Origin of the sequence: Stenotrophomonas sp. SPM (assembly GCF_003105135.1) — a bacterium.
Classification (GTDB): domain Bacteria; phylum Pseudomonadota; class Gammaproteobacteria; order Xanthomonadales; family Xanthomonadaceae; genus Stenotrophomonas.
In genome coordinates this window covers 43,378-59,149 of record NZ_QETL01000011.1, presented here as the reverse complement: position 1 = coordinate 59,149, position 15,772 = coordinate 43,378, and the positions used below count along the sequence as shown (strand labels likewise).

Sequence of the window (15,772 nt, the reverse complement as noted above, 5' to 3'; positions counted from 1 at the left end):
GGGGGGGGAGCGGCATGGGCCCGAGGCATGCCTCGGGCGCCAGCGGCTGGGCCGAACCCCGGAGGGGGGTTTACGGCGTCCCCCTCAACCGGACCCACCCCGCCATCCCAAGGAATGCCGGCTTTTGACGTTGCCCTGGCTTGCAGCAGGTGCAGGGCTGCAAGCCCTGCAAAACAAACACCACCCTACTTTGCCTGCTCGCAGAACTTCTGCCGGTACTCCAGCGCCTTCGGCATCAGCGCCTGCAGGTTCTGGATCCGGGTACCCGGGTTGGGATGCGTCGAGGAAAACTCCGGCGGCGACTGTCCGCCACTCGCCTGCCCCATCCGTTCCCACAACGGCACCGCCTCGCGCGGGTCGAAACAGGCCGCTGCCGCCAGCATCAGCCCCACCTCATCGGCCTGGGTCTCGTGGCTGCGCGCATATGGCAGCAGATAACCGTAGCCCATCGCCGACATCATCATCTGTTGCTGCTGCGCATCCATGCCGCTCGCCGCGCCTGCCACCTGGCCGATCTGCGTCAGCTTCTGCTGCGCCATCCGCTGTGCACCATGGCGCAGCAGCGCATGGGCAATTTCATGGCCCATCACCACCGCCATCGCATCGGTCGTGCGCGCCACCGGCACCAGGCCGGTGTACACCGCCATCTTGCCGCCTGGCAGGCAGAACGCGTTGGCCTGGTCGGACTGGATGACGTTGACCTCCCAGTCGAAATCACGCGAGAAATGCCCCGGCTGTACGCCGTGCTCCTGCGCCAGCGCGGTCTCCACAACGTCCACCTTGGCGATCAACCGCTGCGCGATGGCACGGATGTCGCGCGAGATCTGCGCGTTCGGATCCAGCGGCCGCTCCTGCGACAGGATCTCCTGGTAGGCCTGCAGGCCCAGCGCTTTTTCCTGGCTGGCATCCAGCGTGCTGTCGATCAGCACCTTCTCGCCGGTATAGGGGTCGACCGTGCGGTTGGAAAACCAGTAGAACGCCGCGTAGCCGGCCGCCAGCAGCAGCACCCACCAGCGGATGTTGCCGAACAGGCCGCGCCGAGGGCCCTGTTGCGGCGAGCGGGAAAAGGGATCGTTGCGCATCGACAGGTCTTCCAGCAGACCCCGCCGGCCGGCGGGCACGGCGCAATCTTAGTGCGCCGCCGCCCATGGCGGGTGAAGCCCGGCCCGTCTCAGATGCCGCGCACCAGGCGGAAGCCGATGCGCGCGCTGGTGGTGTCCGAGTCCTGCGACTGGCGCCAGGCCGCGCGGGTCTGTTCCGGGGCATTGGCCCAGTTGCCACCGCGGATCACCCGCGAGCGGCAGCCGGGGTTGAACCAGGCCGCACCATCGGACGGCGCGCGCCGGTAGCTGGCGTGCCAGCAATCGGCCACCCATTCACTGAGGTTGCCGGAAAGGTCATGCAGGCCGAAGGCATTGGCCTGGAAGGTCGCCACCGGTGCCGGCCCCCACCAGCCATCGCCATAGCCGACGAAGGCGTTCTGCCAGTGCCGGCCCGACGGCGAGACGTCGCGGCTGCCGGTGTAGTTGCCGTTGCCTTCCGGTGGGAGGCCGGCATCGCCCCAGGGGTAGCGGCCGCTGTTGCCACCCCGCATCGCGTATTCGAACTCGGCTTCGCTGGGCAGGCGGTAGGAACGCCCGGTCTGCTCGGACAGCCAGGTGGCGTAGTTCTCGGCGTCGCGCACGCTCACATGCATCACCGGCGAATTGCCCATCGCCCGACCGCCGTCGTAATCCGAGCGCCAGTCCACGCCGCTGCGGCGGATGAAGTTGCCGCTGCGCTCGTCATAGACCACCGAATGGCCACGCCGCGTCGCGCGCGGACGGGCGTTGGTCGCCTTCACGTAGCGCTCGAAGTCACTCACGGTGACCTCGGTGATGGCCATCGCAAAGCCGCGCTCGAAGCGCACGTAGTGCGAGGGCCGCTCGGCGTCGCTGGCGCCGGGCTCGGTATCGCCGGCGCCCATCTGGAAGCCGCCATGCGGCACCACGATCATCTGCGGGCCGCGGCCGCCGTCACGCAGCGCATCGCTGAACACCTGGCCCGGGCGGAAACTGCCGTAATGGGTGGCCAGGTCGATGCGCTCGCGCAGCTGTGCAACCACCGGATCACCCGGCAGGGCGATGCGCAGGGCTTCGGCCAGCTTCTCGCGCGCCGGCTTCAGGCCCTGCGGGGTGGTCAGGTCGCGCAGGCCACCGTCGCGCAGCTGCACCAGGGCGGCGGCGCGGATCTGTTCGATGCGCTCGAAGGCATCAGCGATGGTCGGCGAGGAATCGCGGACTTTGCTGGCCTCGGCAAGCCAGGCACCGGCACTGGCGAAGTCGCGCGCACGCGCGGCGTCCTCGGCACGACGGATCAGCCCGCTCTCGGCCGCAGCCAGGCCCTGCCGCGCACGCTGGTTGTCCTCGTCCAGGGCCAGGGCTTCACGGAAATTGGGAATCGCACCGTCGCCGTCTTCGCCGATGCGGTCGGCACGCAGGTCCTCCTCACCGGCACGGTTGTAGGCCACCACGCGCTGCGCGGTCTCGACCCGACCCTGCAGCACGCGCACTTTCTCGTCCTTCGGCGCGAGGGTCAGCAGCACCAGCGCCTGGCGGCTGGCCTCGGCCAGTGCTTCGCGCTGCTTCAGCGGCCGCGCCAGCAGCGCATCGGCCTGCTGCAGCAGGCGCCGCCGGGCACGCTGCAGGCCGGCACGGGCCTGGCGATCGTCCGGATCAACCTCCTGCACGGCCAGCCACAATGGAATGGCCGCCTCGGCATCCTCATACAGGTGGTCGCGGGCGAAGGCCTGCTCGGCCGCACGCCGCAGCTGTGCCTGGTTGCGCTGCTGCCGGTCCACCCGCGGCGGGGTCCATTGCTGGATGTCCTCGGCCGCATCGTCATCGGCGATGGTCACCGTGCCCTGCCCCGGTGCCGGTGCCGGCTGCTCCCGGGCCGGGCGCTCGTCACCGGCCCCGTCGGCGGGCACCGGAGGCGGCGGTGTGCAGCCGACCAGGGCCACGGCCAGGGCGGTGCACAGCGCGGACGACAGCGGAAAACGCAAGCGGGAGCTCCTTCAACACGGACGCGGACCGACGTTAGGCTATTCTCCCCTGCCTGAGCAAACCCGAGTAGTAGGCCCTGACCCGTGGCAACCTGGATCACCACCCCCGCCGAGCTGGACACCTACCGCCAGCAGCGCCCGAGCCGCATCGGCCTGGACACCGAATTCATCCGTGAACGCACCTTCTGGCCGCAGCTTGCGCTGGTGCAGATGGCCGTCGGCGATGACATCCTGCTGATCGACCCGCTGATTCCCGGCATGCCCGAAGCGCTGGCGCCGTGGCTGGCCGACGAATCGATCACCAAGGTGATGCACAGCGCCAGCGAAGACCTGGTGGCCTTCAAGTGGACCTGCGGGGTGATGCCGCGGCCGCTGTTCGACACCCAGATCGGCGCGGCGTTGGCCGGTATCGGTGCCGGCATGGGCTACCAGAAGCTGGTGCAGGAAATCACCGGCGTCGCCCTGGCCAAGGGCGAGACGCGGTCGGACTGGATGCGCCGGCCGCTGTCCGAATCGCAGCTGCAGTACGCCGCCGACGATGTCGAGCACCTGTTCGCGCTGCATGATGCGATTGACGGCAAGCTGCAGGCGCTGGGCCGCCAGCAGTGGCTGCACGACGATGCAGAGCGCCTGCTGGCCAGTGTCGCCAACGATGAAGAGCGCTGGCCGCACCTGGCCATGCGTGCGGCGCAGTTCCTTGATGCACCGGCCCAGCACCGCCTGCTGCGCCTGCTGCGCTGGCGTGACGTGCAGGCCCGCAGCAGTGATCGCCCGCGCAGCTGGATCCTGGACAACGAACTGGCCGCCACCCTGGCGCGCACGCCGCCGGCCGATGCGGCCGCGCTGGGCAAGCTGTTCGAGCAGTTCCCGAAGGCACCGCGCAAGCTGGCCGGCGCGGTCTGGCAGGCGCTGTCGACGCCGCTGGACGACGAAGCAGATGCGCCGCTGGCCATGCAGGCCACCGACACCAACAAGCAGCTGGTGAAGAAGCTGCAGGATGCGGTGGCCGAGCGCAGCCGCGAACTGGGCCTGGCCGACGGCGTGCTGGCCTCGCGCAAGCACCTGGAAAGCTACCTGGAGCGCCGGCAGTGGCCGGCCGCCCTGGTCGGCTGGCGCCAGCAGGAGCTGGAAGCCCGCCTGAAGGCCTTGCTGCCGGCACGTTGATGGCACGGCGCCGGTTCGTGCCGGCGCCATCCTCAGCGCATCCCGGCTGGGTAGAGTCGACCGCTGGTCGACTATCGCCCGCAGCGCGGGAACTCTTCTGCAGCGCCCAGAGCAGTCGACTGACAGTCGACTCTACCGGGGAACGTCCACAACGCTTCCCCGCCGCCGTCGCTCAGACGTAACCGCGCTCCTTCAACCGGGCCCAGCGCTCCGGCCCGATCGCCCGGCGCATCCCGGGCAGCGGATCGATGCTGCCCGTGTTGTCGGCCACGGCCACCACGAAATCATCGGTGGTGTTGAGCAGCGCGCGGCGCTCGGGCGCGTCCAGCCAGGCCGCGACGTTCTTCAGCACCCGCTTGGCCGACACGTCGCTGCGGCGCAGCTCCATGTACTGCGAATGGCGCTTGCAGGCCTCGACCAGCGCCTCGTCATCGAACCAGCATTCGTCCGCATCGCCCTGCCCGCCGCGCATCTCATCCGGCGCCCACAGGTAGTACGCCACATCCTCGCCACGGGCCAGCACCGCGTCGCGGTATGACTGCCGGCCCCACACCAGGAACGGTGGCCAGGCCGCGGTGAAGTCGCTTTCGGTGAAGCACAGCAGCAGGCAGTACAGCGGTTCATCGCGCGGGATGCGGGACAGCTGCGCGGTAATTGCCTCGACCAGCAGCCGCTCGACCCCGGCGGTGACCGTCGCCAGCGTCTCGCCCGGGCGTGGCCGCTGGTACTGCAGGCGGCGCTGGCCGGTAGCGCGGCCATTCTTGTCCAGGTACTCCAGCACGATGCGGTCGAGCTGGCCGGCATCGTCATAGCTGTAGATATCCTGGCACCACCACGTGCGCCCCGCCGTGCTTTAGTTGCACATCACTTCACGCAGCAGGCGGTCGCCTTCCCAGTGGCAGGTGCGGTCGATGCCGCGGCCCTCGTCCACCAGGTCCAGCGCCTGCAGTCGTCCTCCTTCCTCGCGGAACTCCCAGGCGGCGTTGATGCGGCCAGCTTCATGGAAGCTGAGGTACTGGCGACGACCCGGCGCATGCAGCCACACGCCGATGCGGCCGGACGGGCTGCGCTCGAACACGATGCGCCCTGCCTCATCCAGGCCGTGCTGCACGTGCTTGCGCGCATCCGCCTTCGCGTCGGCCACCCAGCGCGGCGGCGGCGTGCCACTGGATTCGCGCGGGTACGGCGTGATGTACCCCATCGATGCGGTCGCCCCGCGCCAGCTGACCACCTGCGCTTCGCAGCGCGCCTGCAGCGGGAGGGCGGCAGCGGGTTCGGCGTGGGCCTGGTACAGCGCCTTGGAGCATGGTCGAGATCCATTCAACACGGCGCGCGACCATAGCATGTGCATCCGCGCCGTCATGGCACGCAGGTCGCGGAAACGACAACGCCCCGCAGATGCGGGGCGTTGCCGGGTGCCGCATGGAACCTGTGCTTACCAGTTCATGTTCAGCGAGACACCCACGGTACGCGGTTCGTTGTAGACCGCGGCCATGTAGTTCTCGATCACGCCCTTGAGGTTCTTCTCGTTGGTGATGTTGCGCGCGAACAGCGCCACTTCGTAGGCACCGTAGTTGCCGGAGTAACCCAGCTTCAGGCCGCCTTCGAAATCACCCTTGGAGTTGAACTCCTTGCTGTCGTACAGGACGAAGCTGGTGTAACCCTGCTTGTTCCAGTCGGTGGACACGAACATGGTGCCGGCGTCGCTGACCGGGAAGTCGTAACGCGCAGCGAAGTTCACGTTGTACTTCGGCGCGTTCGGCAGCGGGTTGCCGTCGATCTGTGCGAAGGTGTTCGCACCGACCTTGATGGTCGGGTCGTTCACGGTGCACACCACGGCGCCGTTCAGCGCGCAGACCTGCGCATACACGCGCTTGTCCTGGATCTCGCTGTGCAGCAGGCTCAGGCCGGCGCTCAGGGTCAGGTTCGGAATCGGGCGCAGTTCCATGTCGGCTTCAAAGCCGTAGGCCTTGGCCTTGTCGGCGTTGAACAGCACGCCGTTGCCGTCCGAATCATTGCCGTTGAGCTGGATGTCGTTGACGGTGTAGGTGAAGGCGGTGGCGTTCAGGCGCAGGCGGTTGTCCCACAGGCTGCTCTTCACGCCTGCTTCCCACGACAGGATCGTTTCCGAATCGGCGGTGGTGAAGTCGGCGTTGAACACGGCCGAGCGGCCTTGGATGGTCGGGCCGCGGAAGCCACGTGCCACCTTCGCGTAGACGCTCACGTTCGGGTTGAACTGGTACATCGCGCTCAGGTCCCAGCTCGGGGTGGTATCGGACATCTTCACGTCCGTACGGCCCTTGTAGGTGACCACGCCGGCAGCGGTGTCAGCGGTCTTCAGCAGGCGGGTGTGCTTCTCGTCCTTGGTCTGGCGCAGGCCGGCGGTGATGCTGAACTTGTCGGTGAAGGCGTAGCTGATCTGGCCGAAACCGGCCCACGAGGTGTTCTTGTTGCGCAGGCGCACCCAGTTGTTCGGGTTGCGGGCCGCGCCCTGCAGGAACCACGCGCGCTGGTAGAAGTCGGTGGTGTCGCTGCCGTTGAAGTAGAACGCGCCGGCCTGCCACTGCAGGGCGTTGTCGTCATGGCTGGCCAGGCGGAATTCCTGGGTCCACTGGTCCAGATCGCGGATCTGGCCCATCGACTGGCCGTAGCCGTTCGGCACGCCGTTGACCGGGAAATTCACTGCGGCGCCGCCGTCGGTGTCGCCACGGCTGTAACCAGAGGTGGTTTCGTAGGCAGTGATCGAAGTGAAATCGACCGCGCCGAAGTCATAGCGCGCCTTCACCGAGCCGCCGTAGGTCTTGTAGGCCTGCGGGTTGTTGTCGGCTTCGTCGTAGGCGACCTTGTCGCGCGGCACGTCGGTCTGGTTTGAACCCTTGGACAGCGCGTTGCGCAGGAACAGGGTCGAGGTGCCGTCGTAGTCGCGGGCGTGGGCTGAGGCCAGGATCGAGAACTGGTCGCTGGGCTTGAGCATCAGCTGCGCGCGCACGTTGCGGTCGTCGAAACCGCCCATGGCGTTCTTCTTCGGGCTGACCGTGCCATCGGCACTGGGGCCGGTGTAGGTGTTGTCGACGTAGTCGTCGCGGTGCTGGTACAGGGCCGACACGCGGAACGCCGCGACGTCATTGATCGGGCCACCGAAGCCGCCGTCGATCGACACGCTGTTGTAGCTGGCATAGCTGGCGCTGACGCGGCCGGTGTACTCGTCGGTCGGCTTGAGGGTGTCGAACTTGACGATGCCGGCGGTGGTGTTGCGGCCGAACAGCGAGCCCTGCGGGCCGCGCAGCACTTCCACCTGGTCCACGTCATAGACCGGGTTGGACTTCAGCACCACGTGTTCCAGCACCACGTCGTCCTGGATGATCGACACCGGCTGCGAGGCACCCAGGTAGAAGTCGATGTTGCCCAGGCCGCGGATGTAGAAGCGCGGGAAAATGCGGCCGGTGGTGGTTTCCGCATACAGGCTCGGCACGCGGCCGGACAGCGCCAGCAGGGTGTCGTCGCCGCCGGCGGTGAAGTCGCGCATGCGCTCGCCCTGCACCACGCCCACCGACACCGGCACTTCCTGCAGGTTCTGTTCGCGGTGCTCGGCGGTCACGGTGATCGTGTCCAGCGCGGTCGCGCTCGGCGCGTGGTCCTGCGCGGCGGCGCCGAAGCTGGCAGCCAGGGCCAGGCCGGCACAGGCCAGGGCCAACGGATGGCGACGGAAGGAAACAACGGACGACATGCCCGACGAACGGCGGGAATCGGTATGGGAAGGCATCGAGAGCTCTGAGGAGGCATCCGTGCGGCCTGCGCGAGCCGGGCGGTAGAAAAGGGAGACGCTGCGCAAGCGTTCATTATCGCCCGAATTGTTACGATTTCGTTGCGCACCCCGTCGCAGTCAGGTTGCCGCCCGCTGCGGCAAAGTGGGCCGTGCCCCCTATTCCTGCGCCGCGTTGGCCGGTCCGGGCCCCAGCAGCGTGCGTGCACCCGGCTGCCCATCGGCGCCCAAAGTCGCCACCGCATGCAGCTGGTCCAGGCGGATGCGTCGCTCGCCATCGTCCGTATCCAGCAGCAGGAATTCCTCCTTGTCCGCAGTGCTGATCGTGGTCCGCGCACGCGCAACGAAGCGGCTGCCATCGCGCAGTTCGACCTGCAGCAGGGCGTGGTGCAGGCAGGCGATTTCCAGCACATCGTGCAGGTCGCAATCCAGCGGGTGGTAGTCGGTCATGCGCTGCTCTTCCATCAGGTGAGGAAACAAAGTCTGTCACGGCTGAGCGCCTGCGGCCTGACCGCCCTTGCGGCAGCGCCGTCCATCATGGCCGTTCCGACCCAGTCTCCGGCCCGGCCTGCGCCGCCGTGCGCCACTGCCACCGCAGCGGTGGCAGGCGCTCGCCCTGTGCACTGCGAAAGCCGCCAGGCACGTCGGGATCATTGAGCAGGATTTCATACTCGCGGCCGGCAGCCATCCTTACCGGCATCACCAGCGCCCGACCGTCCGGGCTCCACTGAGGAGGTCCAAGGAAATCAGGCAGTTTTTCCCCGAACACGCCAATCGCACTGCGCATCGGGCGATCAAACTGCAGGCGCAGCTCGGCCTGTCCGGGCGCGACCCCAGTAGCGCCCCTGGCGGGCCAGTACTGGAGCCTCCACGCCTGCCAGGCTGGCGGCATCCGCGGCGCGGCCAGCACCTGCCTCAGCACAGCCACGCTCGCATGTTCGTGCAGCGGCGCGTGCATGCCTGCCCATCGTTCGGCCAGCGCAGCCGTCCATTCAAACCCGCGCTGCACGTCCTCTTCCATCGCGCGTCGCGCGGCGTCGGGACGCGCGTGATCCAGGAAATAGCGGATCGTCAGCGCGCGCGCCACCGTTTCATACAGCACCGGTCTCCATTGGCCATAGACACCCGGAATCACCCTCCGCTCGCCCGACGTTCGCAGGGCTGCCGCATTACGGTCCACCCAGGGATTTGCCCACGCATGCGCTGTCTCGTGCACGAGCAGGCGCTGCACGGCTTCTGCATTCCACTGCACATGTGCCGCGTCCGGTGCCTGCCCGACCCCGATAACCGCCCAGGCGTCCATGCTGCCATCGGCACGGACGACACGAGGTCCGTAGTTCCCACGGCCATGCAACGGGGCCACGATGATATGCAGCCGTACGACGTGTGCCATGCCTTCCAGCGCGCTGAACCAGGACACGTCGACGCCATCACCCAGCGCAGTTTGCAGTCCCGCGGCCATCTGCTGCAGTTCGCCCCGTTGCGATGCAAAGAAAGCTGTCGCCCGGCTTGCTTCTGCGAACGCGGCCAGGTCGCGCATCATCCGAGTGGCGGAGACCTCATCCCAATGGGTGGAAGCAACGGGCAGCCAGTCACTGACGGGGACAGCCGGCGTCCACTCCGCATCGGCAGCCAGTACCGCCAAGGCAACTGTATCGCCGTAGCCGATGTTGCGTTCGTGCCTGTACTGGCGCAAACGAAGAACCGCAGGGTGCGCGGCGAAGGGCAGGAAATAAGCCGCTACAGCCGCATCGTAGGACGCAACACCCTCGCCTTGGAACTCCTCGAAGCCGGCCAGGCGAGCCACGACCGCAGCCAGTTCGATGCGTTCATCAACGGACACCAGAGGCGACCCAAGCTCCGCCGCATGTGTCACCGGGCACAGCGAGAGCAGCAACGCGAACAGGCAGCGGCGCATACGGATTCCTTCCCATGGCGATGAATGGCCCATGCTGGCAGTTGTGACCGCATGCCCGCAGTGGCGGAAGTCATCTTGCCCTGCACTTGGCAAGGGGTGTCCGCAGCGCTACACTAGCCCCGCCGTGGGGCCATAGCTCAGCTGGGAGAGCGCGTCGTTCGCAATGACGAGGTCAGGAGTTCGATCCTCCTTGGCTCCACCACTATTCAGAGAAGCCCGTAGATCCCAGCGATCCGCGGGCTTTTTCTTTGGGCCGCCGTCGCGGTGGCGGTCACCCATCCCACGCCCCTGCGCTAGGATCATCATCTCGACACCGACCGAGGATGCACGGATGCATGCAGTCACTGCCCTGCTGGCGCTGGTCGCACTGGTCGCGCTGGCCGTTCCCGCCGCCCCTGCACTTGCCGACGATGGCGCGCCGGAAGACAGCGCACAGTGGGGCCTGCGCAAGGAAAGCCCGATCAAGGTATGCCAGCCTGATGGCCAGCGGGCCTATCTCGAACAGCTGGTCTGCAGCGATCAGACGCGCCCGCGTTTCGAGCGTGGCGGCAACGTCGGCAGCCGCAATCCACCGTCCAGCGACCGTGTCGTCCGCGAACATCAGTTCGAGGCGATGATGACCTTCGCGCCGCTGGCCGAAGGCACGCCCGACTACCACGTCATCGACCGTTACGACGTGCACTGCGGCGAGACCACCACCGCGGTCTACATGGACATGTACCACTGCCCGGCCGTACCTGTGCCGCGCGCGCCTGCCGGGTTCACGCTGCAGGACTGAACGCCCGGGCAGCCGCAGCCGTCGCCGCCCTCAACCCGGCTCCTGGCTCCCATCCTTGCGCTGCGGCCGCCGCGAATGCGCGTCATGCACCTGCTGGTCCCGCTGGCCAGGCCGCTGCTTCGCCACCTCGTCCTGACGGCGGTCCTGGCGGCTTTCCTCGGCACCTTCGCGGGCCTGCTGCTGGTTGGGATTCTGCTTGTCGTTCATGGGGGCTCTCCGGCCGGCAACAGGCCGACCCGGTCAACGCACGCTAGACGCGCGCCGGTGATGCGATGGTCAGGCCGCCGCGAGCGCCGCGTGCAGGACGCCTGCGGCTCAGGCCTGCACGCACTCGCGCACCGCAAACGGATGTCCACAGGCACTGCATTCGGAATGACCGAAGGCCAGTTCCAGCAGCTGCTCGGCGCGGATATCACCATCGCCGCGCACCTGCTGCATCAGCCACTGCTCGGCCACGCCAACCGGTTCACCGGGCAGCAGCGCAGACGTCGCCGACGGGGCACCGGACACCGGGTCCTCATGGCAGACATACGGCGCTTCAATATCCAGCGTGCAGTACAGATCGGCCGAACAGGCCACGCACTCACCCACGATCTCGCCCTCGGCAAGCCGGTCCAGGTGCTGCGACCAGGCTTTTTCACCGCTCAGCCCAAGCCAGGCCTGGCGCAGCCAGCCACGCTCGCCATGTCCATCCTCGGACAGTGGCACCGCCTCCCGGCCACTGCCCCGCAGGCGTTTCTGCACCTTGCTGCGCAGCGCCTGGATGACATCGCCATGCGGCACCAGCCCGGGATCGCCCACGTCCGAGCCGGCAACGATGGCGCCAGCCAGCAGCAACGCATCATCGCCGTCGCTGCGCCCGGTCTGCCGTGCGATCGACAGCAGCACCGGCAGCGCGGCGTGGCTGGCCGGGTAGACCGTGCCCTGGTGGCACAGATGCGACCAGATGTCGTTCCAGTCCTGCTGGTGCTGCGGGTCCATCAGCTCGGCCAGCAGTGCACCCGCTTCAGAGGCGTCGCCATAGGCACACTGCAGCGTGCCCCAATCGATGGCATGAACTTCCGCGGTCCTTGGCATGTCCTTCCCTGGTCGATGCGGTAGGCGCCCAGCATGCCCCATCAACGGGCCGATTGGACAGCGCGCTTGTGGCTGCAACCGACGCCCGGCCACAATCGGCACAGCCACCGACGCACAAGGAAGCGCCATGAATCGCCCCGCCCTGCTGGCCTCACTGCTGGTCCCGCTGCTGCTGACAACCGGCTGCGCCCACCGCCTGGCCGCCGCGCCGCCGGTGCCCGGCTACATCGGCAACTACGAAGCCGTGCGTGCCGCGCAGGACGATCCAGCGCGCGGCATTTCCGGCACCTTCGCCTTGTCCGTGCAAGCCGTCGGCAGCGAAGGTGGCCGCATCTACCTCAACAGCGAACGCGACTACCGGCACCCGCTGAACATCACCCTCAGCATGGATGCCGCGCTGCGCCCCGCACTGGAAGAAGCACTGGGCCTGAAGCTGGACTACCTGCAGAATCGCCGCCTGCTGGTGGGCGGTACCGCGCGCCGGGTCCGCATCGACTTCATCAACGCCAGCGGCCAGCCCAGCGGCAAGTACTACTACCAGACGCAGATCAGCGTCAGCGATCCACGCCAGGTGCGTTTCGCCCCGTGAGTGCGCCCGGCAGCGCACCGCGGGCGCTTGATTTCGATGCCGCCGACGGCAGCATCGGCCTGGGTGAGCTGCCGCTGAGGATCGGCCCAACGCTCACGCTGGCGCAGGCCCGCGCGGGTTTTGCCGTGCTGCTGCAGGACAGCCGCGACCTCGGCAACGGCTACCAGTGGCTGCACCTGCGCGGCCTGCAGCTGCAGGGCGTGCCGGCGGCAGTCGCCCTGTGCTTCCAAGGGCAGGCGCTGTCGATGCTGTCCATCGGCGTGCAGCTGCCCGGCGCGCCGATGGAAGACGGCTGGCCTACCGAGGCCGCCATCGATGCCGAAGTCGCGTTCATGCGCCGCGCCCTGGCCAAAGCGCTCGGACGCCCGCTCAACGCCGGCCGCGCCCGTTTCGAGTGGGGCGAGGCCTGGGCGGTGTTCGACCCGAAGGGCTTCATGGCCAGCAGTGGGTTGTCCTACCGCTAGCGCACCGCCCTGCCCGGCCGAATCGCCTTGACAGGCTCAATCAAGCTTCACCACCAGCTTGCCGAAGTTGCGCCCCTGCAGCAGGCCGAAGAATGCTTCCGGGGCACGCTGCAATCCTTCCACCACGTCCTCGCGGTACCGGATGCGCCCTTCGCGCAGCCACTGCGCCATCTCGCGCTCGAACTCCGGCCACAGGTGCTTGAAGTCATGCACGATGAACCCGCGCACGGTCAACCGCTGGCGCAGGATCTGGCTGAACAGGGCTGGCAACCGGTCCGGACCCGGTTGCTCGACACCGCGTGCGTTGTAGGTGGCGATGGTGCCGCACACCGGAATACGCGCGAAATCGTTGAGCAGAGGCAGCACCGCCTCCAATACATGGCCGCCGACGTTCTCGAAGTAGACGTCGATGCCATCCGGCACTGCGTCGCGCAGCTGCGAGGCGAAGTCCGGCGCGCGATGATCCAGCGCCACGTCCACGCCCAGCGTGTGCAGGTAAGCCTGCTTGGCAGCGCCCCCGGCAATCGCCACCACGCGCGCGCCCTGCAGGCGCGCCAGCTGGGCAACGGTGGCGCCGACCGGCCCGCTCGCCGCCGCCACCACCAGCGTCTCGCCCGGCTTCAAGCGGGCAATTTCATGCAGACTGGAATACGCGGTGAAGCCAGGCATGCCGAACACGCCCAACGCCGTGCTCAGCGGCAATCCGGCCACGTCGAGGCGGCGCCCCAGCGCGGCGGCCGGCAGCACCGCATGGGTCTGCCAGCCACCCGGTGCCAGCACATGGTCACCCACGGCAACATCGGCCACGGTGGACTGCAGCACCTCAGACACGGTCTGCCCTTCCATCACCGCGCCCAGCGCTACCGGCGCAGCATAGGACGGGCCATCGTCCATGCGTCCGCGCATGTACGGGTCCAGCGACAGGTAGCGGTTGCGCAGCAGCACCTCGCCTGGCTGCAGTGCCGGCAGCGGGGCCTGTTCCAGGCGGAAACTGGCGTCGGTCGGCGCTCCCTGCGGGCGTGAGGCCAGGACGATGCGCGTGGTGTTGATCGGGGTATCGGACATGGCAAGGGTCTCTGCTGCGTGCAGCATCGAAAGGGAGAGCCGACGGTACGCCTCCGCGCCGGCCTTGGGCGGCGACGGAAACAGCGTTCCACCGGCCGCCGCACACGCAGCCCGACACAGCCCCTGCCGCTGCGACTTTGCCGATATCGGCGCACCGCTGATTTCCGTCGCAGAGCACGCTCGCGGGGCATGCCCCCGCGCTACCTGCATCCCCGCCAACCAGCCGCGCGCATTCCGCCGCGCACGCAGGATCAAGCACTTGCGCGCGCGCAGACGGCAATGTGAAGGTTTTTTGCCAAAACGCTTGCCGAATGCGGTCTACCTCCGTAACATGCGCGTCCTCGGCAGCGACCTCGCTGCAACGAAACAAGTGGCCGAGTAGCTCAGTTGGTAGAGCAGGGGATTGAAAATCCCCGTGTCGGCGGTTCGATTCCGTCCTCGGCCACCACTTTCGAAGGCCTGCAGAAATGCAGGTCTTTTTTTTCCGGCCACTGCGTCCGCGCGGTTGGCCTGCCAAACTGGCCGAGTAGCTCAGTTGGTAGAGCAGGGGATTGAAAATCCCCGTGTCGGCGGTTCGATTCCGTCCTCGGCCACCAGTTTGAAGACCTGCAGAAATGCAGGTCTTTTTTTTTGCCCACTCGCGGCATTCACACCCCACCACCGCCACTCGCCTACGCTCGAAGCTCTCGCCCGGAGCCCGCCCATGCCGATGCGCCTGCGCCCTGCCCTGCTGACCTGCCTGCTGCTGGCCGCCGCGCCGGCCTTAGCTGCCGAACCCGTGCGCGCCGTCGAGGCCCTGGACATCGACCGCTATGCCGGCCAATGGCACGAAATCGCGCACCTGCCGGTATCGTTCCAGAAACAGTGCGTGGGCGAGATCACCGCGAACTACGGGCTGCGCCGCGATGGCCGCATCAGCGTCACCAATGCTTGCCGCAACCGCGAGGGCGAACGGGTGGTCGCCGATGGCGTGGCACGCCCGGTGGAAGGCCAGCCCGGCCAGCTGCAGGTGCGCTTCGCTCCGGACTGGCTGAGCTGGGTGCCGCTGGTCTGGGCCGACTACTGGGTGATCGCCCTGGACCCGGAGTACCAGTGGGCCGTGGTCGGCGAACCCGACCGCAGGTACCTGTGGATCCTCTCGCGCCTGCCGGACATGGACCGCAGCCTGTTCGAGCAGCTCAAGGCCAAGGCCGAAGCGATGGGCTACGACCTTGCGCCGCTGAAGATGATGGCCCCGCTGCGCGATCCCGCGCCCACGCCGGCCGACTGAATGCCGCCATGGGCGGCGCTCAGCGCGCGCCTGCGTTCATGTTCACGCGCTACCCTCTGCGGCGGGTCGCCGCCGGCGATCCATTCCACCATACGCCGTAGTATGCTTATCCCACGCACCCCCTATAAAGGACCTGCGCCCATGCTCCACCGTTTCCGTTTCGCCTTGATCGTCCTGTGCACCCTGACCCTGGCTGCTTGCAGCGATGGCATCGTCAAGCGTGTTTCGGAACCGGCGGCCAGCCTGCAGCAGCTCACCGTGGGCGCCGACGGCAACTGGACCGTGGCCCTGCGCCTGCAGAACTACAGCTCGATGCCCATGACCTTCGACGATGTCTCGCTGACCCTGACCGTCGGCGACACCGAAGCGGGCACCCTGCAGGCCAAGCCGGCCATTTCCATCGGCGGCACCTCGGCCGACGTCATCAACATCAACCTGGTGCCCAGCTCCGGCGCGCGCCTGGTCGTGGCCGACGCCCTGGCCGGCAACCGCACCCTGGCCTATGGCCTGAAGGGCACGGTGGCCGCCACCCCGCAGGAAAAGAAGCAGCGCAGCTTCGACATCAGCGGCCGCAGCACCCTCAACCAGGCCCCGGGCCTGCCCGGCGTGCTGCGCTGAGATTCCCCTTTCGCCGCGGCATT

16 protein-coding genes and 3 tRNA genes are annotated in these 15,772 nt (G+C 67.7%); 9 read left to right on the top strand and 10 right to left on the bottom strand.

Annotated elements, in window-relative coordinates:
* Positions 1-185: 185 nt before the first annotated feature.
* Together DCO49_RS04900 and DCO49_RS04895 are read right to left on the bottom strand one after the other, a co-directional pair.
* On the bottom strand, positions 186-1,082 hold the full coding sequence (locus tag DCO49_RS04900) for a M48 family metallopeptidase (RefSeq protein WP_108769401.1): 897 nt from the start codon (positions 1,080-1,082) through the stop codon (positions 186-188).
* An 89-nt stretch (positions 1,083-1,171) separates the two neighbouring features.
* The gene (locus DCO49_RS04895; RefSeq protein ID WP_116863062.1) at positions 1,172-3,043 is read right to left on the bottom strand and encodes a formylglycine-generating enzyme family protein; all 1,872 of its coding nucleotides are present in this window, start codon (positions 3,041-3,043) and stop codon (positions 1,172-1,174) included.
* Between the two features lie 84 nt (positions 3,044-3,127).
* Between DCO49_RS04895 and rnd the strand changes: the two genes are divergently transcribed.
* Entirely contained in the window at positions 3,128-4,207 is a 1,080-nt protein-coding gene (gene rnd, locus DCO49_RS04890) for a ribonuclease D (protein ID WP_116863061.1), read from the top strand.
* A gap of 172 nt (positions 4,208-4,379) precedes the next feature.
* Here rnd and DCO49_RS04885 read toward each other — a convergent pair whose 3' ends face one another.
* The 5 genes from DCO49_RS04885 to DCO49_RS04865 all read right to left on the bottom strand — a co-directional run bounded on the left by DCO49_RS04885 (position 4,380) and on the right by DCO49_RS04865 (position 9,888).
* Positions 4,380-4,988: a hypothetical protein gene (locus tag DCO49_RS04885; protein ID WP_116863060.1), complete on the bottom strand. Its 609-nt coding sequence runs from the start codon at positions 4,986-4,988 to the stop codon at positions 4,380-4,382.
* A gap of 72 nt (positions 4,989-5,060) precedes the next feature.
* Positions 5,061-5,552 (bottom strand): hypothetical protein, encoded by a 492-nt coding sequence (locus tag DCO49_RS04880; protein ID WP_133249388.1) that lies wholly within the window; start codon positions 5,550-5,552, stop codon positions 5,061-5,063.
* Between the two features lie 90 nt (positions 5,553-5,642).
* Positions 5,643-7,970 carry a TonB-dependent receptor gene (locus DCO49_RS04875; RefSeq protein ID WP_116863058.1) on the bottom strand — a complete coding sequence of 776 codons (2,328 nt, stop codon included), beginning with the start codon at positions 7,968-7,970 and terminating at the stop codon, positions 5,643-5,645.
* A 159-nt stretch (positions 7,971-8,129) separates the two neighbouring features.
* Entirely contained in the window at positions 8,130-8,420 is a 291-nt protein-coding gene (locus DCO49_RS04870; RefSeq protein WP_116863066.1) for a Rho-binding antiterminator, read from the bottom strand.
* An 85-nt stretch (positions 8,421-8,505) separates the two neighbouring features.
* Positions 8,506-9,888: a DUF4932 domain-containing protein gene (locus DCO49_RS04865; RefSeq protein ID WP_165835677.1), complete on the bottom strand. Its 1,383-nt coding sequence runs from the start codon at positions 9,886-9,888 to the stop codon at positions 8,506-8,508.
* Between the two features lie 126 nt (positions 9,889-10,014).
* On the opposite strand from DCO49_RS04865, the gene DCO49_RS04860 reads away from it, so the two are divergent.
* Both DCO49_RS04860 and DCO49_RS04855 read left to right on the top strand, forming a co-directional pair.
* Positions 10,015-10,090, top strand: a tRNA-Ala gene (locus DCO49_RS04860).
* Between the two features lie 129 nt (positions 10,091-10,219).
* Positions 10,220-10,666 (top strand): hypothetical protein, encoded by a 447-nt coding sequence (locus DCO49_RS04855; RefSeq protein WP_116863056.1) that lies wholly within the window; start codon positions 10,220-10,222, stop codon positions 10,664-10,666.
* 30 nt (positions 10,667-10,696) lie between these two features.
* Here the strand turns inward: DCO49_RS04855 and DCO49_RS20275 are convergent, their stop codons facing one another.
* Together DCO49_RS20275 and DCO49_RS04850 are read right to left on the bottom strand one after the other, a co-directional pair.
* Positions 10,697-10,873: a hypothetical protein gene (locus DCO49_RS20275; RefSeq protein WP_165835676.1), complete on the bottom strand. Its 177-nt coding sequence runs from the start codon at positions 10,871-10,873 to the stop codon at positions 10,697-10,699.
* Positions 10,874-10,981: 108 nt separating this feature from the next.
* Entirely contained in the window at positions 10,982-11,743 is a 762-nt protein-coding gene (locus tag DCO49_RS04850; protein WP_116863055.1) for a hypothetical protein, read from the bottom strand.
* 127 nt (positions 11,744-11,870) lie between these two features.
* Here DCO49_RS04850 and DCO49_RS04845 point away from each other — a divergent pair, with 127 nt between their 5' ends.
* On the top strand, positions 11,871-12,332 hold the full coding sequence (locus tag DCO49_RS04845; RefSeq protein WP_116863054.1) for a hypothetical protein: 462 nt from the start codon (positions 11,871-11,873) through the stop codon (positions 12,330-12,332).
* A complete protein-coding gene (locus DCO49_RS04840; protein ID WP_116863053.1) occupies positions 12,329-12,796 on the top strand; it encodes a hypothetical protein in 468 nt (155 codons plus the stop codon). Before DCO49_RS04845 ends, DCO49_RS04840 begins: the two co-directional genes overlap by 4 nt.
* Positions 12,797-12,832: 36 nt before the next feature.
* Here DCO49_RS04840 and DCO49_RS04835 read toward each other — a convergent pair whose 3' ends face one another.
* On the bottom strand, positions 12,833-13,861 hold the full coding sequence (locus DCO49_RS04835) for an NADP-dependent oxidoreductase (protein WP_116863052.1): 1,029 nt from the start codon (positions 13,859-13,861) through the stop codon (positions 12,833-12,835).
* A 372-nt stretch (positions 13,862-14,233) separates the two neighbouring features.
* On the opposite strand from DCO49_RS04835, the gene DCO49_RS04830 reads away from it, so the two are divergent.
* From DCO49_RS04830 to DCO49_RS04815, 4 genes are all read left to right on the top strand, one after another.
* Positions 14,234-14,309: transfer RNA gene (locus DCO49_RS04830), tRNA-Phe, on the top strand.
* Positions 14,310-14,381: 72 nt separating this feature from the next.
* Positions 14,382-14,457: transfer RNA gene (locus DCO49_RS04825), tRNA-Phe, on the top strand.
* Positions 14,458-14,564: 107 nt separating this feature from the next.
* Positions 14,565-15,131, top strand: a complete 567-nt coding sequence (locus tag DCO49_RS04820; RefSeq protein ID WP_116863051.1) for a lipocalin family protein — start codon at positions 14,565-14,567, stop codon at positions 15,129-15,131.
* Positions 15,132-15,272: 141 nt separating this feature from the next.
* Positions 15,273-15,749: an LEA type 2 family protein gene (locus DCO49_RS04815; RefSeq protein WP_116863050.1), complete on the top strand. Its 477-nt coding sequence runs from the start codon at positions 15,273-15,275 to the stop codon at positions 15,747-15,749.
* Positions 15,750-15,772: the final 23 nt, after the last annotated feature.